Annotated in this window: 20 protein-coding genes and 2 pseudogenes; 4 read left to right on the plus strand and 18 right to left on the minus strand. The window is 43.9% G+C overall.

Annotated features, from left to right (window positions below; genetic code table 11):
* Positions 1 to 69 precede the first annotated feature (69 nt).
* Positions 70 to 249, plus strand: coding sequence for a hypothetical protein (locus VF685_RS07305; RefSeq protein WP_005181916.1), 180 nt, complete (start codon positions 70 to 72; stop codon positions 247 to 249).
* A 69-nt stretch (positions 250 to 318) separates the two neighbouring features.
* Here VF685_RS07305 and VF685_RS07310 read toward each other — a convergent pair whose 3' ends face one another.
* The 5 genes from VF685_RS07310 to VF685_RS07330 all read right to left on the minus strand — a co-directional run bounded on the left by VF685_RS07310 (position 319) and on the right by VF685_RS07330 (position 4,734).
* Complete coding sequence (locus VF685_RS07310) at positions 319 to 963, minus strand: MBL fold metallo-hydrolase (protein ID WP_016659619.1); 645 nt, start codon at positions 961 to 963, stop codon at positions 319 to 321.
* A 3-nt stretch (positions 964 to 966) separates the two neighbouring features.
* Positions 967 to 1,995 carry a ferrochelatase gene (hemH, locus tag VF685_RS07315; protein WP_016659620.1) on the minus strand — a complete coding sequence of 343 codons (1,029 nt, stop codon included), beginning with the start codon at positions 1,993 to 1,995 and terminating at the stop codon, positions 967 to 969.
* A gap of 66 nt (positions 1,996 to 2,061) precedes the next feature.
* Positions 2,062 to 3,090 carry a DUF4062 domain-containing protein gene (locus VF685_RS07320; RefSeq protein WP_016659621.1) on the minus strand — a complete coding sequence of 343 codons (1,029 nt, stop codon included), beginning with the start codon at positions 3,088 to 3,090 and terminating at the stop codon, positions 2,062 to 2,064.
* A gap of 116 nt (positions 3,091 to 3,206) precedes the next feature.
* Entirely contained in the window at positions 3,207 to 4,076 is an 870-nt protein-coding gene (gene murI / locus VF685_RS07325) for a glutamate racemase (protein ID WP_127801786.1), read from the minus strand.
* Between the two features lie 46 nt (positions 4,077 to 4,122).
* Positions 4,123 to 4,734 (minus strand): DUF1285 domain-containing protein, encoded by a 612-nt coding sequence (locus tag VF685_RS07330; RefSeq protein ID WP_035363548.1) that lies wholly within the window; start codon positions 4,732 to 4,734, stop codon positions 4,123 to 4,125.
* Between the two features lie 188 nt (positions 4,735 to 4,922).
* Between VF685_RS07330 and VF685_RS07335 the strand changes: the two genes are divergently transcribed.
* Positions 4,923 to 6,635, plus strand: coding sequence for an electron transfer flavoprotein-ubiquinone oxidoreductase (locus tag VF685_RS07335; protein ID WP_045796688.1), 1,713 nt, complete (start codon positions 4,923 to 4,925; stop codon positions 6,633 to 6,635).
* 147 nt (positions 6,636 to 6,782) lie between these two features.
* Here VF685_RS07335 and VF685_RS07340 read toward each other — a convergent pair whose 3' ends face one another.
* The 13 genes and pseudogenes from VF685_RS07340 to tusA form a co-directional block, all read right to left on the minus strand.
* Positions 6,783 to 8,045, minus strand: coding sequence for a type VI immunity family protein (locus tag VF685_RS07340; RefSeq protein WP_286385058.1), 1,263 nt, complete (start codon positions 8,043 to 8,045; stop codon positions 6,783 to 6,785).
* Positions 8,046 to 8,154: 109 nt separating this feature from the next.
* Complete coding sequence (locus VF685_RS07345; protein WP_286385016.1) at positions 8,155 to 9,291, minus strand: Imm72 family immunity protein; 1,137 nt, start codon at positions 9,289 to 9,291, stop codon at positions 8,155 to 8,157.
* 8 nt (positions 9,292 to 9,299) lie between these two features.
* Positions 9,300 to 9,665, minus strand: a complete 366-nt coding sequence (locus VF685_RS07350; RefSeq protein ID WP_168399982.1) for a hypothetical protein — start codon at positions 9,663 to 9,665, stop codon at positions 9,300 to 9,302.
* Between the two features lie 9 nt (positions 9,666 to 9,674).
* Positions 9,675 to 11,310 (minus strand): annotated as a pseudogene (gene tnpC, locus VF685_RS07355) (IS66 family transposase).
* 74 nt (positions 11,311 to 11,384) lie between these two features.
* On the minus strand, positions 11,385 to 11,720 hold the full coding sequence (gene tnpB, locus VF685_RS07360) for an IS66 family insertion sequence element accessory protein TnpB (protein WP_286385015.1): 336 nt from the start codon (positions 11,718 to 11,720) through the stop codon (positions 11,385 to 11,387).
* A complete protein-coding gene (locus VF685_RS07365; RefSeq protein ID WP_227523651.1) occupies positions 11,717 to 12,121 on the minus strand; it encodes an IS66 family insertion sequence element accessory protein TnpB in 405 nt (134 codons plus the stop codon). Before VF685_RS07365 ends, tnpB begins: the two co-directional genes overlap by 4 nt.
* Positions 12,122 to 12,193: 72 nt before the next feature.
* On the minus strand, positions 12,194 to 13,552 hold the full coding sequence (locus tag VF685_RS07370) for an NAD(P)-binding domain-containing protein (protein ID WP_005177227.1): 1,359 nt from the start codon (positions 13,550 to 13,552) through the stop codon (positions 12,194 to 12,196).
* A 452-nt stretch (positions 13,553 to 14,004) separates the two neighbouring features.
* Positions 14,005 to 15,072, minus strand: a complete 1,068-nt coding sequence (locus VF685_RS07375) for a PoNe immunity protein domain-containing protein (protein WP_440203597.1) — start codon at positions 15,070 to 15,072, stop codon at positions 14,005 to 14,007.
* Between the two features lie 4 nt (positions 15,073 to 15,076).
* A pseudogene (locus VF685_RS07380) lies at positions 15,077 to 15,184 on the minus strand (hypothetical protein); the annotation flags it as partial.
* 93 nt (positions 15,185 to 15,277) lie between these two features.
* Positions 15,278 to 16,345 carry a PoNe immunity protein domain-containing protein gene (locus VF685_RS07385; RefSeq protein ID WP_016659631.1) on the minus strand — a complete coding sequence of 356 codons (1,068 nt, stop codon included), beginning with the start codon at positions 16,343 to 16,345 and terminating at the stop codon, positions 15,278 to 15,280.
* A 4-nt stretch (positions 16,346 to 16,349) separates the two neighbouring features.
* Positions 16,350 to 17,798, minus strand: a complete 1,449-nt coding sequence (locus VF685_RS07390) for a hypothetical protein (RefSeq protein WP_440203598.1) — start codon at positions 17,796 to 17,798, stop codon at positions 16,350 to 16,352.
* Positions 17,795 to 20,881, minus strand: coding sequence for a type VI secretion system Vgr family protein (locus VF685_RS07395; RefSeq protein ID WP_440203599.1), 3,087 nt, complete (start codon positions 20,879 to 20,881; stop codon positions 17,795 to 17,797). The genes VF685_RS07390 and VF685_RS07395 overlap by 4 nt, the downstream gene beginning before the upstream one ends.
* Positions 20,882 to 21,031: 150 nt before the next feature.
* The gene (tusA, locus tag VF685_RS07400; RefSeq protein ID WP_005181880.1) at positions 21,032 to 21,289 is read right to left on the minus strand and encodes a sulfurtransferase TusA; all 258 of its coding nucleotides are present in this window, start codon (positions 21,287 to 21,289) and stop codon (positions 21,032 to 21,034) included.
* Between the two features lie 198 nt (positions 21,290 to 21,487).
* Between tusA and VF685_RS07405 the strand changes: the two genes are divergently transcribed.
* Positions 21,488 to 22,327, plus strand: coding sequence for an HlyC/CorC family transporter (locus tag VF685_RS07405; RefSeq protein ID WP_286385505.1), 840 nt, complete (start codon positions 21,488 to 21,490; stop codon positions 22,325 to 22,327).
* The gene (lnt, locus tag VF685_RS07410) at positions 22,324 to 23,883 is read left to right on the plus strand and encodes an apolipoprotein N-acyltransferase (protein ID WP_168391332.1); all 1,560 of its coding nucleotides are present in this window, start codon (positions 22,324 to 22,326) and stop codon (positions 23,881 to 23,883) included. The genes VF685_RS07405 and lnt overlap by 4 nt, the downstream gene beginning before the upstream one ends.
* The last annotated feature ends 23 nt before the right edge of the window (positions 23,884 to 23,906 follow it).

The following is a 23,906-nucleotide window of genomic DNA, read 5'->3' on the forward strand; positions in this document are numbered from 1 at the left end:
CAAAACGTTACCCTATTCGCATTCGGTTCTTTTTTAAATGGCCTCGAGATTCTAATTATCGAGCCCTGTATGCCCACGCTCCTGAAAATTCTTTTTTTCGCCTTTCTGCTTGCCGCAATCTTAATGCTGGCGGTCGGTTTATATAGTCAGGATACGCTGCTGATTGGGGTGGCGGTATTATTTGCCTTGATGGCCTGGCTGGTGGGAATGGAAGCGAAAAAACAGCTGAATGACCCGTTTCGCAAATAAACGGCAATCAAAACGGCGTAATAACAAAGTCAGCACTGTGCTGACTTTGGTTAGGGTGATATTTGCAGATTAGCCGGCCTGCCCCGCCACAAAAGGATTGTGCTGTTTTTCAAAACCAATGGTACTGATCGGACCATGCCCTGAAATAAACTGGGTTTCATCGGGCAGGCTAAAACATTCACGCTGGATTGAATCCAGTAATTGCTGATGATTCCCACGCGGGAAATCTGTCCGGCCAATCGAGCCTTTAAACAGCACATCACCGGTCCAGAGCAAACCGTAATTGGCATTATAGAACATCACATGACCTGGGGTATGTCCCGGTGCAAAACGCACTTCAAACTGTTCATTGCCGAGCTGCAGCTGCTCACCGCCTTCCAGCCACTGATCCACCTCGACCTTTTCAGGAATCGGGAAACCATAACGCGCCGATACTTCCTGAATCATGTCCAGCCAGAACGCATCTTCCTTATGCGGGCCAATGACCGGCACATTCCAGCGTTTTTTTAAGGCACCGACAGCACCGGCATGATCCAGATGGCCATGAGTTAACCATAAGGCTTTCACAGTTAAGCCCAGTGCTTCGACTTCTGCCTGCAGCTTGTCCGGTTCACCGCCCGCATCAATCAAAATGGCGTCTTTGCTTTCTGCATCCCAGACGATGGAACAGTTTTGGGCAAATGCCGTGACCGGCACAATTTTGACTTGTAACATGGGTTAAGCGTCCTGTTGAAAATGGGCAAAAGTCTGTTTCAGCGCATCCAGATTAGCCTGAAGCAAGGCATTCAGCAATTGTAAATGATCATCCCGCTGGTTGAGTGCCGGAATATAGGCATAGTGTTCCCCGCCCGCCTGCTGAAAGATCTCGGCATTTTGTATCGCCAGTTCTTCCAGCGTTTCCAGACAGTCGGCAGAAAATGCCGGACTCATGATCTGGACCGATTTGACTCCCTGCTTGCCCCATTCTTCGAGCAGCACATCGGTATAGGGCTTGACCCATTCCTGCTTGCCAAAACGTGACTGGAAGCTGATCGCCCATTGATCCTCATTTAAACCCAGCGCCTGCGCCACCAGTTGAGCGGTTGTGCGACTGCGCTCGGCATACGGGTCGCCTTTATCGGCATAGGGCTGTGGAATACCGTGAAACGACATCAGCAGTTTTTCCGCCGGACCATGCTCGGCCTGAAATTCACGCACACTCTGCGCCAAAGCCTGAATATACAAAGGATGCTGATAATAATCACGGATAATGCTCAGCCCCGGCAAATTGCGCTGCTGCGGAATCCATTTGGCTATAGCATCATACAGTGGTGCGGTGGAGGTTGCGGAATATTGTGGGAATAACGGCAGGACAAGGAGATGATCTTGCGGCTGCTGGGCCAGCTTTGCCAGCAAAGCGTCGATGCCCGGGTTGCCATAGGTCATGGCTGGCACAATATTCAGCTCAAATTCCGGGTAGAGCGGAGTTAAGGTCTGTCTGACGGCATCAACCTGCGCCTGCAAAATTTCGCGCATGGGCGAATCCTGATTCCAGACCATTGCATAGGCATGTGCCACGCGTTTGGGACGAAACGGTAAAATAAACAGCCTTAAAATGATTTGCCACAGCAGTTTGGGAATTTCAATCACCCGCTGATCAGACAGGAACTGTTTCAGAAAACGTCGTACCGCAGGCACAGTCGGTGCATCCGGTGTGCCCAAATTGGCCAGAATAATGGTGATTTTCGGTTTCGCAACAACAGACATTAGGCTCTCAGGAATCATCAGGGAACGCGTTTACTTTAACAGCTTTCCCGTCTGTTACTAAATGAATTAATGCGTCGATTTATATTGAAAAACACGATCATTATCAAGCAGGTTACTGTCCAGCAACTTCTGCCCTTTGGCTGTAGTCTGCCATAGCATACGCTGGCGTTCATCCCGGCCGGCCTGCACAATCCAGTCATTCTGGCGCATCTGCATTTTAATGGTATGCAGGGCACGAATATTGATTTGCGCCCGTGCCACCGCATGCGCACGCGGCATTTCACGCCGCGCATCAGTCAGACCGGTATCATTTAAATATTCATTCATGCGTTTGGAAAAATATTCTTCCGGGGTCGGATGAATAAAGGTCGAGCCTAAAATACTGAACAGCTGCGCCCAGGTCAGCTGTTTTTGTACTTTCAGTTCTTTAAAATTACCATCCTGATAAGCATGCATCCGGTATTCAAACTGGAAAGCTTCATGCATGGATACTTTGGGCAGGCTTAAAAACGGATCGGCTTCGGTCTTGCCAAGTTCATTTTTTAACTGGGCCACTTTGGCCTGTAGCTGCTCGATTTCATCATGCAGGGCCTGGGTATTTTGCGGACGCACCCAGCCCACCACCGGATAACGCTCCAGCATTTGCGGCATATTGAAACGTACCGCTAGCTCCAGATCACGCAAGCTGCGATAGCAAAACACCTGATCAACTTCCTGCTGCAACAGGCGACGGAATTCTTTAAATTTTTCCCGCAGTTCAGGTTTGGCATCCTGCAAGCTGGCATCACGTGAATCCGGGTCTTCATGCATAAACACAATCATCGGTTTCTGCTTGGTGACCGCGTAAATATATTCCAGATGCATATAGCCCACACCCGATACCGACTGCTCGCCATACTGGCTGCCCAGTAACAGCACCACATAGTCGCAGTCATCAATCTGACGACGAGCAAATGCCGTACTCAATGGCGTACGCTGCTCCAAGCCCCAGGAAAAGAAGCCCATTCCCACCAAGGTCTGTGTCAATACCATGCGTTCCGGCTGCATCTCTGAACCGGACGTAGAGATAAATACCTGATAGCGTTTATCGAGCATTGGCTCTCCTTCCTTCCCTCAATAGCTGAAGCGCCTAATGAGCATCAGTATTGTTCCCCAATCAAAAAAATAAGTCATGCTGAAGCAATCATGTTGCTTTCTTTATGGAGCCTGGCTTAGCGAGGCAGATTGGAAATTTTCCAGCGGATCTGCTCAGGCATCAGACGCCCGACAATCGGTTGTAAATGTTCAGCATTTTGACCGCTGACATAACAATGAATCTGCACCTGATCGGCTCGGCTCTGTTCAAATAATAACTCATTTTTCGTTAAAATGCGGGAAGTTTGACGCGCAACGGCAGTTCCTGAGTCAATTAATGTCAATTTCTGACCAAAAATAGACTGAATCGCAGTTTTTAAGAAGGGATAATGGGTACACCCCAGCACCAGATGATCTGCGCCAGCATCCACCACTGGCTGTAGCAGTTCACTTAAAGTAGTTAAACAGGCAGCACTCATTTGTGCTCCGCTTTCCACAAAAGGCACCAGCTCAAGCGAGGTTAAAGGAATCACCTTGACCTCGGCCGGCAAGGCAAAACGCTGAATCACGTCTTTAATTAGCTGGCCACGAAAGGTCGCCGGTGTCGCCAGCACGGCCACGGTTTTGGTTTTGCTCTGCAGTACCGCCGGTTTTAAGGCCGGCACCAGACCGACAATCGGGAAATCTTCCCCATAATGCGCACGCAGATAATCCAGACTAAAAGCCGAAGCAGTATTGCAGGCCACCACTGCAATTTTACAGCCCTGCCGATACAGCCACTCGATAGCCTGAGCGGTCAGTTCGCGAATTTCCTGATCATCACGCGGACCATAAGGCACATGCGCCGTGTCGGCATAATAAACAATCTGTTCATTGGGCAAATGCTGGGCAATTTCCAGCGCCACCGACAAGCCGCCAATGCCTGAATCAAAAATCCCGATTGGCGCATCCGCCTGCGCTCTGGTCATAGGGTGCAACAAAGGAGCAAGGGGATGAATGGCGGTCATGGCAGCGGAATGAGCAGTTTGAAATAGGATGGCTCAAGCTTAAACCTCAGGTGCCTAATTGCAATAGCAAATCACCACTTTTCAGGCTTAAAATTGCATCGCCTTCGGCATTTTCCTGCAAGCTGCCCAGCTCGATCAGATGAAAAAAAGCCGCACGCTGGATCAGGGCATTCAGACCAAAACGCACATGTACATAGGGACGCAACTCCCCTTCATATTCACGCATAAAGATCGGATGCTGCTCATCGACAATCACCAGGTCCTGGGTGGTAGTGGTCAGTTGCAGATAGGTCTTGCCTTCAATATCAACTTGATCTACCTGATTGACAAATAAAGGCTCATCTTCCACCTCAATTTCAATCTGCTCGACCGGGGTTTTTAAATAGAACGTGTGACCTTCTTTCCAGAGTACGGTAGAAAACAGCTCAATTAATGACTGGCGCTTCACCAATTGACCTTCGTGCCACCATTCTCCATTGGCTTTTACCGTTAAATCCATTTTGCCACAATGCTTTGGATGCCAGTGCTCCAAAGGGGGAATTGACCTTTTGTGACCGGGCTGTGCATCTTTTAAGTATTGTGCAATGCCCATTAAATTTTTATCATCAGAAAATGCTACTTTTTTCGTCGGATTTGGTTCATTGTGCTCATTGTTCATCATTGAATACCCTGCTGACGGAAAAATAATATGATTCAGCCAATTGGCTAGACCAAGGTTTAAAACTATACTAGCCCACAATATAAAAGACACGATAGCAAATTTGTGTCTAGGAACTAAGAACACTCATGGCAGCACCGGATTCTGAGATGACGGTTGCCACCTTCTAGTATTATGAGGAGTCCTACATGGAACACATCGAACGTGAATCGATGGAGTTTGACGTAGTTATCGTAGGTGCTGGCCCTGCGGGTCTGTCTGCGGCGATTAAAATCCGTCAACTTGCAATTGAAAATAACCTGAATGATCTGTCCGTTTGTGTCGTAGAAAAAGGCTCCGAAGTCGGTGCGCACATCTTGTCTGGTGCGGTGCTGGAACCACGTGCCATCAATGAGCTGTTCCCGAACTGGAAAGAAGAAGGTGCACCTTTAAATGTACCGGTGACAGAAGATAAAACGTTCTTCCTGCTGTCTGAAACCACATCAAAAGAAGCACCACACTGGATGGTGCCAAAAACCATGCACAACGATGGCAACTATGTCATTTCACTGGGCAACGTGGTGCGCTGGTTAGGCCAGAAAGCCGAAGAACTGGAAGTGTCGATTTTCCCGGGCTTTGCGGCATCTGAAATTCTGTACCATGAAGATGGCACCGTAAAAGGCATTCAAACTGGTGATATGGGTATTGGTAAAGATGGCGAGCCGACCCATAACTTTGCCCCAGGTTATGAACTGCATGCCAAATACACCCTGTTTGCTGAAGGCTGTCGTGGTCACTTAGGCAAACGCCTGATCCAAAAATTTAATCTGGATAAAGATGCCGACCCTCAACACTACGGTATCGGCATTAAAGAGCTGTGGGAAATTGATCCGGCCAAACATAAACCAGGTCTGGTGATGCACGGTGCTGGCTGGCCATTGTCTGAAACCGGTTCTTCCGGCGGCTGGTGGCTCTACCACGCGGAAAACAACCAGGTCACGCTGGGGATGATCGTCGATCTGTCTTATGAAAATCCGCATATGTATCCATTTATGGAAATGCAGCGCTGGAAGACTCATCCTCTGATTAAGCAATACTTGGAAGGCGGTAAGCGTATTTCTTATGGTGCGCGTGCCGTAACCAAAGGTGGCTTTAACTCGCTGCCTAAATTCACTTTCCCGGGTGGTTCTTTAATTGGTGATGATGCAGGCTTCCTGAACTTTGCCAAAATCAAAGGCTCTCATACCGCAATGAAATCCGGCATGCTCTGTGGTGAGGCAGTCTTTGAAGCGATTGCTGCTGGTGTCGAAAAAGGTGGTGACTTGGCGATTGCCCGCGTGACTGAAGGTGAAGATTTCTTTGCAAAAGAATTAACCTCTTACACTGAGAAGTTCAACAACAGCTGGCTAAAAGAAGAGCTTTACAACGCGCGTAACTTTGGCCCGGCAATGCACAAGTTTGGTCAATGGTTTGGTGGTGCGTTTAACTTTATCGACCAGAACATCTTTAAAGTGCCATTTACCCTGCATGACTTGGTGCCTGACTTCAGCGCACTGAAAACCGTAGATGCGGTAAGCTTTAAGCCGAACTATCCAAAACCGGATGGCAAGCTGACCTTTGACCGTTTGTCTTCGGTGTTTGTATCCAATACCGTACACGAAGAAAACCAGCCAGCGCACCTGAAACTAACCAATGCCTCGATTCCGGTCGATGTGAACTTGCCTAAATGGGATGAGCCGGCACAGCGCTACTGCCCTGCGGGTGTGTATGAAATTATGGAAAATGATGATGGTTCCAAGCGCTTCCAGATTAACGCAGCCAACTGCGTACACTGCAAGACCTGTGACATTAAAGATCCATCACAGAACATCACCTGGGTAACACCGGAAGGTGGTGGTGGTCCAAACTATCCAAATATGTAATCTCGATTGAGATCAAAATAAACCCGCGTAAGCGGGTTTATTTTTTCTTTCTTAGATAAATCCAACTCAATAATTATAGCTATTTTTATTTTTGTTATTTTAGTAAAAATATATACTAAAGTTATAGTAAGCCGTTCATGACTGAGTTTATTCTTCCCCATCAAACTGCCAATACACATCTCCCCAATCACTTTCAAAATCAGGGAAAATATCTCCCTGTTTAAAATATTGGCGTGAGTTTTCTTTGGCAAATGTATACCAGTAACCTGCGTGTGGGCAGGGTTCTCCAGCGAGTACAATATCTATTCTTTCTGGTTCTTGAGCTTCGACTTCCACTCGTTTTAATTCAGGCCATGTACTGTCTTTATCAAATCGAGCAATCCATTGTTTCGCACTTACTGCATCAAAACGTGGGTTTGGATCATCTGACCATGCATCTAAGGTCGTAAGTTTTAAGTTATCACAACGTATCGGTTTAATTAGCTCATTTGCCAACACCAATAGATCAGGGACACCTTCTTCAACTGGATAAAGTGAGAGCTCGCCCAAACGGATCCATAGACTATATAGATTAGGATTTTCTGAATCCTCTATTTTAGTTATTTCAATACGTGGATCATTCAGCTTTTCACGAATTTGTTCTTCACTCAGACCTAGTTTCTCTAGCCAATAGGGAGAAAGTAAAAAGCACCATGTTGGCGTACGAATACCACCACCTAACCCATCACGATCTTCCGCAATAAACATATTTTCATGTGAAAACTCCATCCCAGGATGATCTATATCGAGCCCGTAAAAATAATCCGTAAAAGTCCGCTCAACTGTTTCAAACTCTGGAGATACAAATGCAAATTGCCCTGTATTTCCTATTTCATAGCCACTATAGGCTTGAATTGGGTTAAGCTTTTCTAGACACTGCTTAACAAAATGATGCCACCTAACTGGATTAGATCTATACCATTTATCACCAAAGGTTAATTTAATACTAGAATAACGTTCATTTGAGTCTCTAATTTTAGCGCCTAAGGCCCAACGTGCACTTTGATTAGGAGATTCTGCAGATGTTGCACCAACATAGTAAATAAAATGTTTTTTATAAACCGTTGTCATTTCCGTTAACATTTCGTCACGACTTCTAATCCACTTATCAGCCTTTTTCCATACTTCAGTATCACTCCTAAACCTTAATTGAAAAGGCTTATCTATAATAGAATTTTCAAATTCGATATAAATAGCCACAACTTTATTTAATATTTCTACACAATCTTTATTACAAATATAAAAAGTAACATAAGGACAAACACCAAATTCTTGGTTTTCCTCCCCATAAAGAATTGAAGTATCTTGAGGAATATCCCGAACTAACTCTTCTATTTCTTGTTTACTTAAATAGAGTTGTGATGTACTCATTATATTAATTTCCTCTTCTACCTCTTGTATTCCCTTGAGTTTAAGCTTTACTTTGATCCTTTGACGTAGCATCTCCATGTTAACGAAAAATTGAAAATTATTGTTTTTATTAAAAAGAATGCCCCGAAGGGCATAAATCATTCTTCACCATCAAACTGCCAATACACATCCCCCCAATCACTTTCAAAATCGGGAAAATATCTCCTTGTTTAAAGTATTGCCGGAAATTTGATTTCGCTGTTGTATACCAATATCCAGCTTTAGGACAAACCTGCCCAGCCGCCATACTTAATTTTTCATTTGATTCAGTTTCGGGTTGATTGGCATGTTTTCCTATATTTTCTATATCAAAAATATAATTCTTTTCTTCTTCGGGTATGGTTCCATCTATATAGCGATTGTCTTCCCAAATTAAACGCCATTTTACATCGTACCAATCATCGGTCCCTTCCAATTTATATTGGGTTGCTTCTGTCCCTTCTAAAAAGTAGTTTGGACATCCAACATAAATATTATAGTCAGAATCATTGGTTAATTTTTGATAGACAGGTTTTTCGAACCATGGTTCATAAATGCCTGAAATTTGGATTTCTTCACCTGAATGAATTTGACCTTTTGAGCTTTCATTATAATTTGGGCAAGGGATGATCGGTTCAACGATTTGCTTACATGGTGGCCAGTTTAGTTTACTAAATAAAGATTCATAGCTCCATTTCTTATAATAAATTCGATTATTATTTGGTACATCATATGAAACGTTATACAAAGTATTAACTGTGATACCCTCCATAGCTCTTGCTATCAATAATTTTAAAATATATCGTGTGTGGTCATGTTCAATAAAAATATTTCCATTTGGCTCTTGACCTATGCCTAGGTTTTGATAAAAAACATCATATAGCAAGCCATGTTCATCACCATAGCGACCAAAAATCCTCCCCTGAATATTCCCTTCAAAATAAAGATCATATGCTTCTTTTTTGAATTTGCTTTTTCTCAGTTCTGTTAAACCTTTTTCTGTATCACTTAGATCACTCAAATAATATAATAATTCTTCTTCATGACTCTCCTTAAAGCCTTCAGGTTCATTCAATAAGTTTAGAGGAGGATGCCTTAATTGTTGCTCAAATGCGTCTACAAATTCTTTCTCCAGTTCATATGCAACATGTAAATACCGATAACTGGTATATTTTTTCATGAGATAAAAAGTTTGGTCTCTCGCCTTCTGATCAATGATATACATCATAAATTCCCTTAATTCGCCTTACTTTGCTCATGCTTAGTATTTGCTCGACCTGTCGCAGACACACCACGAGCTACCTGACCCTGTTGAACAGTTTTCTGTGCTTTTTCTCTTGCCGCCAAATACGCAACCGTATCTTCTAATTTTTTTGGAAGAATGGCATCATTCCAATTGGTTTTTTGAATTTTAACCATGTTTTCAATATATTGCCTGATCGGCTGATTGTCTGGGTGGCCAAAATCTATATATAACTGTTTTTCACCACCAGCTAACAACAATCCACTGCCTTGCATTTTTTCTAAATCAAGTTGCTCTGCAACCTGACCTTCCCATACTTTTAAGCCTTGCCAATTTTGTAAGCGTCCGCTGAATCCCATGCCTATTTTTTAATTTTGGTCGGATTTCCAGCGGTGTGGCAGTAATTCTTCTATTTGGGTCACTTTATGCGTCGGCAGCCTTTTCAGCACATCACTTAAATAGGCATACGGATCCAGTCCATTCAGCTTTGCTGACTGGATTAAAGTCATGATATTGGCAGCTCGTTGGCCGCTGCGCAGCGAGCCAGCAAACAGCCAGTTCTTACGTCCCAACGCCTAGGGGCGCATCTGATTTTCAATCCCTTGCGCAGCAATGCTGCTCATATCTATAGGCAAATTGCCATCATTCAGATAGCGGCAGAGTGCCTGCCAACGTTTTAGGCTGTAATTGATCGCCTTGGCAGTTGGAGAACTCGATGGCACCGCCAGATAATGTTGGTTAAGCCATTCATACAGTTGTTGCATCACTGGTTGACTATACTGTTGTCGGTATTCGCAGCGGTCTTCCGCTGTACCATCAATCTTTTTCCTGAGTTCTGCTTCTATAGCATACAGTTTCTGAATCAAGAACAAAGCCTGTTCAGCGATCTGACTTTTCCCGGTCACATGTAGCTCATGGAATTTACGACGTGCATGTGCAATGCAGCCCACTTCAATGACCCGGCCTGATTTAAAGCGTGCTTTATAACCACTGTAATCATCACAGACTAGATGGCCCTGCCAGCCATTCAGGAACTCTTCAGCATGCTGGCCTGAACGACTATCCTGAAAGTCATAGATCACCGCCTGAACTGGATTGTACTGTGTGGTGGCATAGGCCCAGACATAACCTTTCTTCGGTTTTTTCTCATTCTCACCCATCCGCATAATGGTGACCGGCGTTTCATCGGCATGGATCACCCGCTGTTGCAGCACCACCTGTTTTAAGGCATTGGCCAGAGGTTCCAGTTCCACACCGCAGCGACCAATCTGAGAAGCATTGCTTCGTAAGAGATAACGTGGATCTGGACAGATCAATGCCCGCCCGCTGATAGATCAGGCGCTGACGGTACAGCGGCAAATGATCGGCATACTTCGATACCAGCACATGGCTGAGCAGTTCAGGACTGGCAATACCTTTATCAATCACATAGGCGGGCATCGCTTGCTGAGTCAGGGTGTCACACTGATCATAGACCCATTTGCCACGTACATGCTGTTCCTTATAGAACTGTGCCGGTCTGAAATTCAGTTTTTCACTGATATCTTCGCCGATACGACGTAACTGGCAGCCACAACTGCATTGGGTTGATGCAGGTTCATGCTCAATACGGATGGTGTGTAGATGATCGAGTAGCAGTCGACGTTTAGGTTTGTTGACTGTGGCTTTCTGTGTTGCTGCATCGGTTTTATCTGCATTCAGCCGCTCCAGTTCCAGATCGACTGCTGCGATATCTTCTTCGACCGCCTCATCCCATAGATGGATTTGTTTTGCGGTGAGATGTTCGTTTTTACTGCCGAATTTATGCTTTTTAAACAGCGCCAGTTCATGCTCGTATTTTTGATTGAGAATAGAAAGATGCTGAACTTTGGCATCCAATTGCTGGTTTGATTTTTCTAATTCTTGATTTGATTGTGCCAGAGACTGATGCTGCATCGCCAACTGCCGGGTAAATTCCAGCAGTTGTTCATGGGTCAGTTGGCTTAAATCAGGCAGCATTTTCATGACCGCAGTATGCCTGAGGTCATGACGCAGAGGAAATAGAACGTTTGAAGAATAGCACAATGTAGCAGCCTGGTTTAGAGCATTGTTACCACTTGCTGTCGTCCAATGCGCTGCCAGGGCAAACCCTGAATGAGTGCCTGTAACTGTTCTGGACTGAGAGCTACGTTTTCACCCTGGTGAACTTTAGCCCAGTGGAATTTTCCCTGTTCCAGCCGCCTGGCACACAGCCAGATGCCCAGTCCATCATGTACCAGCACTTTCATACGATGGCCACGTTTATTACAGAACAGGTAAGCACAATGCGGTTTGATGTAGCCAAAGGCTCTCACCACCTGAGCCATGGTCGTATCCATACCTGCACGCATGTCCATGGGCTGAGTAGACAACCAGATTTCATCAATGCGGATCATGTTGCAAGTGCCTTGAGTAATTCTGCTAAAGCAGATATTTCTGATACTTGCCATTTCAAGCCAATTTCTGCTTTTGAGTGGGGTAAAGTAATTTGAACCGTTAACATGTCAGTAGGAGTAGGATCTAATGGTGCAGAGCAAGATAAGGCAATAAATGCAGGTTTATTCGGTAGTGGTGAGCGATCATTCCCTGGCTTACCATCAATTAAGCGAATCCATTTGGATACAAGATTTGTATTCAATCCATGTTGCAAAGCGACCGAAGCAATTGAAACGTTCGGTGCTTTAAGGCAAAGGATTTCTTTCTTTGCTTCGAGAGGTTCATGTTCATCAGGGTTGTTACGTCGTAAAGGCTGTACGGCCTTATTTGTCTCGGAGAGTGGTGGCAGTCCAAACAACAAACCCCATGACCATAACTTATGGGGCTTGTTGGCTATTTTGCTGCGTATTGTGTGGCTTTTTGTGATTAAGCCTTACATCGCTTCACGCTGCGCTTCATCTTCCAAATAGCTTTCTAAAGAATCATCTAGCGCATATAACCATGGCGTGTGATGTGGCTTAGCCATTTTTCCAGTCATTACTGAGCGATAGACTTTATCTCTAAAGCCCATAATGTTTTCTTTTTTATGCTTTTTCCATTGCATGAAAATATCATGCACTGCATCAATATTGAATGATGGATAGTCCGTCTGCGCAATCAGGCGTTTGATGTAATCGCCTTGGAAGCGGGCAGATTGTTCATCGTTCAATAGGCGCTGCTCTTTTTCATGTAAGGTCTGCGTATGGCTCTGCATTTCTGCCGTGCTTGGTAAAGTAATTTTGCCCAAAATCACATCACGGACAAACCATGCTTGCGCATCGAACATATTGAAGGTGTACCATTGATCTTGCATGCCCAAGTAGAACAAGCGAGGATTCTTTTCCCACACCACACCCTGATATAAACCCTGCGGATAAAGGCAGTTATGTGTTCTGAGGCGTAGGTTATCTTCAATAAATGGGAAGTGGTGCAAATAGCCTGTGCATAAAATAATGGCATCAATTTTGGCAGATGTTCCATCACCAAAATAAGCAGTATTTTCATCTACACGCAGTAATTGTGGCTTTTCAGACCAGTTTTTAGGCCATTTAAAACCCATGGCTTTACTGCGATAGCAACTGTAAATTTGCTTAGCACCGTATTTATAACATTGTGAACCAATGTCTTCGGCAGAGTAGCTGCTGCCAACCAATAACACAGACTTACCTTTAAATTCCAGCGCATCACGGAAGTCGTGTGCGTGCAAAATGCGACCATGGAATTGATCAAAGCCTTCATAAACAGGAACACGTGGGGTAGAGAAGTGTCCAGATGCAACGACAACATAATCAAATTGTTCTGAATAGTGCTGTTGTTGTGCATAATCTTCGACATCTACCGTGAATTTTTGCGTTGTTTCATCATAGGCAATATGCTGAACGGCACTATTGAAACGGACTAAATCTTTGACCTGTGCTTTTTCTGCACGGCCTTTGATGTAATCCCACAGTACTGCACGTGGCGGATATGAAGCGATTGGTTTTTTGAAATGTTCATCAAAAGTATAATCGGCAAATTCTAGCGCTTCTTTGGGGCCATTTGACCATAAATAGCGGTACATACTGCCGTGGACAGGTTCCCCATGTTCATCTATACCAGTGCGCCAAGTATAGTTCCATAGCCCGCCCCAATCATTTTGTTTTTCGAAACATACAATTTCAGGAACTTGTAGACCTTTGGCCTTTGCTGACTGAAACGCTCTTAATTGGGCCATGCCACTTGGGCCAGCACCAATAATTGCAATTCGATCCATTGCTATCTCCATTAGTTTTGAGTTCTTAATTACCTCTCCAATTTTGAGTGTCACAATTTAGGATTTGAAATATAAGCATTATAAAGATAAGCAAATACAATCCTAAATTGAGCGATTAAAAATCTGTTCAAAATAGGATGTGAATTAAAAAAAAGAAAAAATAATAAAATGTGCTAAAGACAGTAAAAATTACCTAAGCAATTCATCTTTATAAAAAACACATTTTTTAAGAAAGCTGATCTTATCATAATTTCTGATTAATTTTGGCTTCGCTTAGTTATAAAAGTGAATTTAAAGTGGCTTTGTTGCACAAAGATTTCATAACTATATGATTTTAAAGGTTTTGATTATTTTTTGATCCAAAATTAAATTTATTTAAATCAGATGCTTACATATTTATGCAACAAAGCCTTATCCATATAAAAATAATGCCCCGAAGGGCATTTTTAATTCTATTCTTCACCATCATAATACCAATATACTTCACCCCAATCTTGTTCAGAAAGCGTTGGTAAAATCTCACCTTTACTAAAGTGCTGACGCTGATTTGGCTGGGCAGGAGTCGTCCAAAAACCTGTTTTCGTGGATTGCTCTCCACCTTTGATTTTAATTTTTTCTATAGTGGTTTCTGCTGAAACCGATTCAGCTTGCGATCTAGCAAAATCAACTAAATCTTTCGGATAAAATTGATGCTCTCGATAATTTGTATCATCAATATCTAACAACCATGTAACAGCTGCCGCTTCCCATGACCAATAACCAAAATAACTGATACCTGATCTAATATCAGGTTGTGGATGTTGATCATGATAAGGTTCACGACGACTGGCTTCATACCAATCTTCTAAGTACTGCAACATCATCGCTGGACGTTTTTCAGGTGCAGCATCAAAAAGTTTAATGAGCTTACGATAAGGCAAATGACGACGTGCATCATTCGGTGGTATGCCTCGATCTGTTACAAATGAAGCAACCAATCGCTCGATTAAGCCATCTTTTTCTTGTCCTTCAGGTGTTGCTTCTGTGTAGTCGATAATCGTCATAATTCGACTCATTTGATCTGCATACCCTGTCAGTAAACCAAAGCATATCAATCGTAAAGCAATATACCAATAATCTTCAGTTCCCAAGGAAATATGCCAGACATAACGTCCACCTGCATCAGGGCTTAAATTATAAAGATGACTCGTTTCAGCATATTCTTCTGCCCAATGAAGAAGATACGGGTAAAGTTCTTTTATAAAATTTAAATCTCCACCTGCTGAATACTGTAAGGACATCAAATCTAAAGTATCAATAATCCGTCTTCTTCCAGAAGCAATATATCCACCAAACTTAGAATCATTTTTATAATGACTAAATCCATCAACAACGGCATATAATCCGTTTAATAATTCATCAAAATTCTCATGGTAATCTTGTATTAATAAATATTCATCTCGAAAGCTAATTTCATTATCTATTTCTAAGCTTTCCCATTTTTGCCAATCTATTTCTTGATCACCTACTTGTGTTGACATTCTTTTATCTCTCCAACATCTCGTTTGGTAAAACAAATTCTAATTTTATACCGTGTGCGGTTACTGTCAGTGTACACTTTGGCTAATTTAGGCCTTTACATTTCTCATAATGGTTGAAGTTATTTTTTTCTTTGGACTTATGATATTAAGAATGGGCAATAATATTATCCATATAAAAATAATGCCCCGAAGGGCATTTTTAATTCTATTCTTCACCATCATAATACCAATATACTTCACCCCAATCTTGTTCAGAAAGCGTTGGTAAAATCTCACCTTTACTAAAGTGCTGACGCTGATTTGGCTGGGCAGGAGTCGTCCAAAAACCTGTTTTCGTGGATTGCTCTCCACCTTTGATTTTAATTTTTTCTATAGTGGTTTCTGCTGAAACCGATTCAGCTTGCGATCTAGCAAAATCAACTAAATCTTTCGGATAAAATTGATGCTCTCGATAATTTGTATCATCAATATCTAACAACCATGTAACAGCTGCCGCTTCCCATGACCAATAACCATAATAACTCCTACCAGATCTTAAGTCGGTTTCTGGGTGCTGTTCAAAGTATGGTTCACGACGACTGGCTTCATACCAATCTTCTAAGTATTGCAACATCATGTCTGGACGTTTTTCAGGTGCAGCATCAAAAAGTTTAATGAGCTTACGATAAGGTAAATGACGACGTGCTTCATTTGGTGGTGTACCTCGATCTGTTACAAATGGTGCAATCAATCGCTCAATTAAGCCATCTTTTTCTTGTCCTTCAGGCGTTGCTTCTGTGTAGTCGATAATCGGCATAATCCGATTCATTTGATCTGCATAACCTGTCAGTAAACCAAAGCATATCAATCGTAAAGCAATATACCAATAATCTTCTGTTCCTAAGGAGATATGCCAGACATAACGGCCACCTGCATCAGGGCTTAAATTATAAAGATGACTCGTTTCAGCATATTCTTCTGTCCAATGAAGAAGATATGGATAAAGTTCTTTTATAAAATTTAAATCCCCGCCTGCTGAATATTGTAAAGATATCAAGTTCAGAGCATCTTTCAATCTTTGATGACCAGATGCTATATATCCACCAAATTTAGAATCATTTTTATAATGGCTAAATCCATCAACAACTGTATATAACCCATTAACAAACGTATCAAATCTCTTGTGATACATTTCTTGCTCAAGCAACTTATCTCTAAATAAACTTGTATCTTTTACTTCTAAACTCAACCATTTTTGCCAATCTATTTCTTGATCATCTACTCGTGTTGACATTCTTTTATCTCTCCAACATCTCGTTTGGTAAAACAAATTCTAATTTAATACCGTGTGCAGTTACTGTCCGTGTACACTTAGGTTTATTTAAGCCTTTACATTTTTCATGATGATCGAATTTATCACCAGTAATAGTGACCAAACTTCGATCATATGGACATCGAATTGCGATGGTTTTACCTAGTTTTCTTTCTGTGGATGGTTTGAATTTAACTCGTCGCCAATCTTCTATTTTATCCAATAAATTGTCATGTTTTGATACTATTTTGGCTGAATCTATTTTACTAGCAATCCATAAATGCGACATCTGCACACCATCACTCACCGTTGTTCCAACGGAGCGTTTCACTTTATCATCTTGGTCTGATGCCATATAAACATCGAGACCCATTTTCAATGCCATCATGGCGGCTTTTGGTGTCATGAGTGTTCGATGGCTCAATGCATTGGTCGCTTTACTGTCTGTAATACGATACTTATGTGCTAGTCGAGCACTATGCCAAACATGATCAAGCCCGTTATGACCCGTATCGTGATATTCGTACAGCACGCCATTATTATTAATTTTAGAGCGACTTTTCATGCGTTTTACATAGTAGTAATCCGTAATGTGTTCGCCCCCTGAACCAAGCTCCTGATTTGATCTTCTTTTTCGCTGTAATTGTTGACGTCGCGTTGAAGTATTTTGACGACCTGGGCTTACATTATTTCCTCCAGTATTTCTTGGTACATTGCCATTTTGCTGAGTGCGAGGAGCTGGATTTTGATTTGGTCTACTGGTTGTTGTCGGTGTTCGAGTCGTAATTGGAGCTCTAGCTGTAGTGTTAGGATAAGGGGTTGCTAGTGCCTTTTTATGGGCTGCTTGCATTTCTCTCATAACCATATCAATTTTTTGATTGGCAACTTTCTTCATTTGCTGAAGCTGAGTTACTAATGTTTTTAACTTAGCATTGCCGAGAACAGCTCGTGTCATCCAACTATCAAAGACGCCAATTAAACCATCAATAATTTTATTACTAGTTGTTTGCAGCTCTCTTGTATATGTATTCCAATTTAAGGTTCTAAACCATTTATCTACATCACCACGTAATGTTTTGCTTGGTATTGCATCCAAAATAGCTCCCATAGCTTTACCTGAACGCAATTGTTTAAAAACAATTTTTAATCCATCACCAGCAATTGGAACAAATGCAACAAGATTAAATACCAAATCAAACCAATTCTCTTTATTATCTGGCTTTTCTGATATTTTAACGACTGAGACAATCACATTCCCGACATCAACGCCTTGACCAACAAAGGGTATACAACCTATCACAACTGCAACAATAATTTGAGCAGGACTGGAGCCACTACCATCAAGTACACCTTTAATCCATTGAGCCGCCGATTCTTCCCCTTTAGCTGTTATTCTCACAGCTTGCGTTGAACCCTTGGCTACGGCAGTATTCATTGTTTATCTCCTAGGTCTAATCTAGAAGTAGAATCATCTGTAAGTAAAATTTCTTCTAAATCATCTGCTATTGCATCGTCTACATCATTTTGTTGTGGTATTAATTGTTCTTCATAATCGCTTACATGATCGTCGTATTCGATATTATTTGACGTGAGCATCTCTTCAATTTCATCAGGGAAATATTCATCTAATAATGCATCAAGTTCCTGTTGATTATATTTTTCAATTAACTGCTCTGCTTCAGTAACACTCATCACTTTTTGATCTTTGAAAGGATTATCAACTTTTTCTCTATCTGGTTTCGCCTCAACACTACTAAAGCCATAGTAGACTTTAGGTTGAGTTTTATCACTAGGAATAGTGACTTTGGCATAACCTTCGGCATCTAGTACTCCTTCTTGAGAAGAACCATCAGCAAAAATCAATTTAAATGGAGCTTGTGCAACAGGTTTTAAGTCATCATAAATGTATTTTAATTCCACTTTATTAGGTAATAATTTAAAGGTAGGTAAAGCTGGAAATTTTGCTGATACATTCTTTCCATTCACAAACTGATGCTGCCCTGCTTTAACCTCAAACTTACCGCCAGTCGTAGGAAAAATCCCCGAAGCATTTATTTTTAGTTGCGAACCGCCTGCGGTCAGTACGATTTCTTTCGCACTGGTGATGTCGACATTTGCCTCCGTCGAAATAATCTGCACACCCTTTCTAGCAATCAGATCAGCACCATCCCCTTGAGCTTGAATCTCGATCTTGCCTTTGCCTGCATAGAGTCGTGCCCCTTCTTGCGCTGCAAATAAACTGATCTTTTTGCTGGCATGTCCGATGATGCTGTCTTGCGTGCTGGTGTTAATGCTTCCTTGTGCAATCTGGTTGATCTGCCCATCTGCACTGAGGTGGATGTCTTCGTTACTTTCTAGGGCAATTGAACTTGGTGAAGCCAAGAGCATGATCGCTTGTTTGAAAGCCGCGGCTTTGCTTTGGTCTTCACTCTCTAAGTTCTTGAGGTAGCCCTGTAGGTTTTCGAGTAAGCTCAGTGGATCAGTTTGTTGGTTTTTGGCCACTTCACTTAAGGTTTTGGCGTTGTTTAAGCTACTTTCGAGTTGTTGTTTGGCTTCGCTTGCATCGAGATGGTTTGCTTTGGCTTGTTCTTGTTTGTAGGTGGAAATCAGCAAGCCTTCTCCAGCACGGACTGCACCCCACTGATCGGTTCTCAGTTCAAAACCTTCACCACGACCGTCACTTTCAGCGCTGGCTTTGGGATGGCTCAAGTTCCCCAGGTTCAGTTGGGTCGCACCATGGCTGCTTTGCAGCTGGGCAGAAATCTGCTTCGGAGTATCATCAAAACGCAGCTGGTTAAAGCCACTGCCTTCAAGTTCCTGTGAGCGGATCCCGCTGAGTTTTTTGGTGTCGGGTAGTTGGCCTTGTTGGTCGAATTGGGTTGGCGAGCGTTCTGCTTCATGTAAACGACCAACCACGAAAGGCCGGTCGATGTTACCGTCAAAGAAGTCGATCACCACAATTTCATTAATCCGTGGCAGGAAACGTGCCCCGTAGCCTTCTCCGGCCCAAGGCGTCAGTACATCGACCCAGGCGGAATCGGTGTCATTGTCATTACTGCCGGCCCCACCATCATGCTGATGGTCATCACTGCGGGTAAACAGGAAACGGACTTTAATCCTTCCCCATTCATCGACATGGATGCTTTCGCCAGCAGGACCGACTACCCGGGCGCGCTGTGGATGAGCCGCCGGTCGGTGCTGTAGTGGATGGTATTCCGGTACCGTATGGATGTTGCGACGTTGTAAGGTTAAGGTATTGCCTTGACGTTCATCCGGGTGTTGTTTTTGTTGAAAACTAAAATGGCTATGCCAGTGGCTCTGGCTGAGTAGCTGGTTGATCTGCTGATTGAGGTCTTTAGGTAAGTTGTTCTGGTTATAGAACTGTTTGCCGGTAATTAGAAATTCTTTGTCTGCTGCGCTGTGCTGATCAATTTCCGGGTGTTCATTCAGTTCAAACCAGTAGCCGACCTGAGCATCACGGACGGTGGAGTGGGCACTAAAGTATTTGGATTGCAGGTCGTGGTAGTGACTGAGGTTCTGGTTCAGCTTGTCCAGCTGGTTATTAGAGGATGCGGTGGCCTGGTCTTCACCATTTAAATCCTGCATCCAGGCCGGGCTGATCTGCCAGGCTTGTTCCAGACTTAAGCTGGCATTGTCCTGATTATGACTGTGCTGGTGTTTGCTTTGTACGGAACCGGCACCTTCTTCCTGGCTGAGGCTGTCTGACTGCCAGCGTTGCAGATGTACGGCGGTCGGTTGCAGGCTGCGCTGGGCAATCAACTGGGTGATGCTGTCCAGTTGTTCGGTGGCACTGGAGCGATGAAAACGAATGCTGCGGCGGTTTAAGGCACTGTACTGGCTGTTGTCATCAATCAGGCGCAGTTTCTGGGCCTGTATTGGGCTGCTGGAATGTACGACCTGTAACTGGGCTTCATCAATCAGCCAGTTAATGCCTTCACTACGCCAGAGCCGGGTCAGGAAGTCATAGTCGGTTTCATTGGACTGCATGATAAAAGGACGCACATCCAGTTCCTGGGTCAGTCCGGTTAAGTCCAGGGTCAGGCTGGCGGCAAAGAGCGGGCTTTTGTTTTGCCATTCTTTAAATAGAATTTCGCTGACTTCGCGCACGCTTTTATTCATAAACACGCGGCTGTTACGGCGTTTATGCCAGAGTGCAGTCGGATCTTCTAGTGTGAGTTTATAGAGCGTCAGTGAGCCATCACTTTGACCTTGCGCGGCGGCGGTAATAATACCGCTGCTGCGAAACAGCTGGCCCTGATCAGTGACCTGATCGACGGCAACCTGCGCGCCGATAAACTGTTTTAACGGAATCTGGGCATTGGTCGAAAGACAGATCAGTTCGGCATGTAAACCGTCATTGAGCTGGTGTTCACCGTCGATGCGCTGTAAAAAAACATCGGCATTTAAGGCAGGCTGAGAAAATTGAATATGGAGGGCACGTTTTTGTGGGCTGAGGCCTAATTTTTCTAGTGCTGCAAATATATTGCTTGGCATCATTGTTCTGTAATAAATAGCTAAAAAAAAGTGTGGCTATTTTATACAAAATAACCACATAAAACATCGCTTCAACCCGGCCGCTTGTTTATCAATATGTAACTATCCGATAAAAAGCATGGCCTTTAAAACCGCGGCATTGTGGAGGATGGCCTAGCCTTTTTTGACCAGATAATGAAATTCTTTATTGCCAGCAGCATCCAGCACTTCTTCCTGTAACAGCAGCTCATGGCCCAAATGCATACAGAATTTTGGAATATCCCACGAAGTAGAATTGTCGGTGGCAAAAATCTCCACCACATCGCCCGATTTAGATTTACGAATGGCTTGATGCAACATCATCACTGGTTCAGGGCAACGCAGACCGCGCGTATTTAGCTGAATGGCAGGGGTAATGGATGAATCAGACATAATAAAACTCGGCGAGATACAATTTTTCTATTCTAACACAAAGCCAGCAAAACCACTGATGCTGCAAGCTGGCTTTATCCGCCTGATAAATCATCAAATTCATTGTTTCAGCGAAAGTCGATAAACAATAGACAACTGTATTTTCTGCGGTATGATTAAATCAAGTTTTTTAGATACAACGAGTCTTTAGGAAGGATCATGCACGAGGAATCAGGCCCATCGTGGGGTATGCGTGGCTTACGTAAATGGTTAGGTACTGCACCGGAAACCCGCGATGAATTGCTAAAATTAGTACAAGATTCACGTCGTTTTTTAGAACCCGATACTGTGGCAATGCTGGAAGGTGTGCTGGATTTGCCGGCCACCAAAATCCGTGAGGTTATGACCCCGCGCACTTCCATGATCAGCTTGCAGGAAGATGATGAGCTGCTGGATATTCTGCATGTACTGGTCGAGTCGGCCCATTCACGCTTTCCGGTCTTCTCTTCAGACCAGCCTGACAATGTAGTGGGGATTCTGCTGGCCAAAGACTTGTTACCCTTTCTGACCGAACCAACGCCGAAGGTCGATATCCGGGCACTGATGCGTCAGCCACTGTTTGTACCAGAAAGTGCGCGTTCCGATCAGGTCCTGCGTATGCTGAAAAATACCCAGACCCATATTGCCATTGTAATTGATGAATATGGCAGCACTTCAGGACTGGTAACCCTAGAAGATATTCTGGAAGAAATTGTTGGTGAAATTGAAGATGAGCATGATCAGGCCGATGCCGAAGCACAATACATTGTGCCCGATCATGATCCGCAGACCGCCAACACCTGGCTGGTACAGGCACTTACACCAATTGAACACTTTAACAATGTTTTAGATGCTGATTTTTCTGACGATGAAGTAGAAACTGTCGGCGGTTTACTGCTTCAGGAAATTGGATTGGTGAGTGATCTGCAAGGTCAAATTATTGAAATTGGGGATTGGCAGTTTAAGATTCTTGAAGCAGATGTACGCACTATTCATCTGATTCGAGCTGTACGTCAATGAGGACTTATTTCACCAAGCTGTTAGATTCATCCCAACAACACAAACAGCTCCCGCTAGTTTATCCCCTGCTGATTGCCTTAATCGCAGGTGCCATTTTCAGTTTTGCCCTGGCACCGTATTATTACTGGTGGATTGCCCTGCTGTCTCCGGCCTTGCTTTATGCAGTTTTACGTCAGCGCTCTGCCAAACAGGCCTTTTTTATTGGCTGGGCCTACGGTATTGGCCTGTGGTTTGTCGGTGCCTTCTGGCTATATACCTCCATTCATGTCTATGGAGATACCCCGGCCATTTTAAGCGTGCTGATGATTGCGATTATGGCCTTGGCCATGGGGCTATTTACCGCCATTCAAACCTGGCTGTATCGCCGCTTCTTCCCGGAAACACCCCTAACTTTCGCTCCACTATGGGTGTTCTTTGAATGGGCCAAAACCTGGGTATTTACCGGTTTCCCGTGGCTATTTGTCGGCTATGCCTTTACTGAGCGTTTTCTGGACAGCTATGCGCCCTTATTCGGGGTGTTCGGAGTGTCGTTTGTGGCCCTTATTCTGGCCTGTGCGCTGGTGGAAATTCTGAATAAACGCATCTTCTGGCTGGTGCCGTCATTGCTGCTCCTGGCCGGTGCTTGGGGTGCTTCCCAGCTCAGTTTTGTCAGCGAGAAAGATGAACCGCCGCTGTCCGTGTCCTTGATTCAGGGCAATATTCCACAAGACCTGAAATGGCTGACCGAATATCAACTGAAAACCCTGTTAATCTACAGCGAACTGACCCGCACCGAATGGGGCCGCGACCTGATTGTCTGGCCAGAATCTTCCATTCCAATGTTCCAGACCGATATCGAACCGTTTTTAGCCGCCATGAAAACCGAGGCGGAAAAATCGGGAAGTGCCTGGGTCACCGGTATTCCGTATTGGGACCTGCCTGAATCGCAGCAAAATGGCCAGCCGATGTACTACAACAGTATTATGGCCACCGGTACAGATTCAGAAGGCTTATACAAGAAACAGCGCCTGGTGCCATTTGGTGAATATATTCCTTTATCCGGCCTGTTAAGCTGGGTCTTGCCGGCCTTGCAGAATGATCCATCCATGAGTGGTTTTTCGCGCGGTGCCAAAGAGCAAAAACCGCTGATGATTCATAACTCACCGTTGGGTGCAGCCATCTGTTATGAAGTGGCCTATCCGAATCTGACCCGTCGTAATGCCAGCCAGAGTGATTTTCTGGTGACTGTGTCCAATGATGCCTGGTTTACCGGTACAGCCGGCCCGTGGCAGCATTTACAGATGGTGCAGATGCGTGCCAAAGAAAATGGCCGCTGGTTTATTCGGGCCACCAATACCGGTGTGACCGCCTTTATTGACCATCAGGGCCATATTGTGCAGCAGGCTCCAATTGATCAGGAAGCAGTGCTGCGCGGTGAGTTACCGGCAATGCAGGGCCAGACCTTGTATACCCGCCTTAGTGATTGGCCGGTGCTGATCTTCTCCTTCCTGTTGCTGGTTTTGGGCTGGATCTATCGTCCACGTAAGGTCGATGTCAGCTTTAAGTCAAGAAGATAATTCGCCTATGAAGTCCCCCTTTA

The organism is Acinetobacter sp. Brlt_5 (genome assembly GCF_051949055.1).
Taxonomy (GTDB): domain Bacteria; phylum Pseudomonadota; class Gammaproteobacteria; order Pseudomonadales; family Moraxellaceae; genus Acinetobacter; species Acinetobacter indicus.